Annotated in this window: 1 protein-coding gene; it reads right to left on the reverse strand. The window is 62.2% G+C overall.

Annotated features, from left to right (window positions below; all coding sequences use genetic code 11):
* Positions 1-179: 179 nt before the first annotated feature.
* A partial coding sequence (locus tag ACK4TH_RS12315; protein WP_409626865.1) for a hypothetical protein occupies positions 180-941 on the reverse strand: 762 nt, incomplete at its 5' end.

Raw genomic sequence — 941 nt, forward strand, 5'->3', positions numbered from 1 at the left:
AAATGAATGCAGCCTACCTCGAAGGGGCAATGTCCAGATTCCAGGGCACGCAAGATTGCCTGAGTGCTGGTAAGCCATCGTCTTACGTCATCCACACACCGTGTGCGGCTGCGGTTGATGAGCGCGAGGTCCCGCTCGTGGCTGACGGTGGTGCCGCAAGGTCGCAGCAGCGAGATCATTCAAGCAGCGGCGATCAGGCTGGCCCAAGGGTAAAGCGCGTCTCCGCCAAGGTCGTCAAGACCAACACAGCCGATCGGGCCGTGGCCTAGTCGCAAGGGAGCAGGGCCGCGGCGCGCCAGAGCGATCACGCTTCGCGTCAAAAGGTCGTCGGCACTTTCGTGTTGGCGCCAGGCCGCGTCGCGGGCATAGCCAACGATCTGCCCACATGCTTCCAGAATCGCTCCGTGGGCTGACGCCTCGTTGCCAAACCACTTGCACTCGACAATGCCGAGGACGCGCCCGTCTCGTTCGACCGTAAGGTCGGCGCGCGCGGTACCGGCATTGACCCCGAGTGAACTTGCGAGATCCGCTGCCTTGCGCTCCCCTTCGTCAAGATATGGGCGTGAGCGCGCCGCAATCGCGCGTTGCCACCATACTTGAAGGCTTCCAATATGCGCAGCAGGTCGAGTCGTGGCGAACGACATATCGAGTCGGCAGGAGTCGCCGGTCACGGCCGACAATGCGGCAGCTACATCGAGCAGGCAAGCCAATTCGAACAGGCGCCATGTTTCCAACCTCGGGAGCAACTCACACTGGAGTAGCGCTGCTATTGCTTCGGGCTCCAGGTTCTCGATGGCCGTCGCGGTGGAAGCACAGTCCCATGCCAGGCGGTACAGAGGTGCGCGTGCTTTCGCGGCTTGCCTTCGGTCGTGAGCGTTAAGTGTCGCATCCCGGATGATCACATAATACCCAGCCGCCGTGGATACCTGCTGGCACGCAGC

The organism is Tepidimonas sp., assembly GCF_046292505.1.
Classification (GTDB): domain Bacteria; phylum Pseudomonadota; class Gammaproteobacteria; order Burkholderiales; family Burkholderiaceae_C; genus Tepidimonas.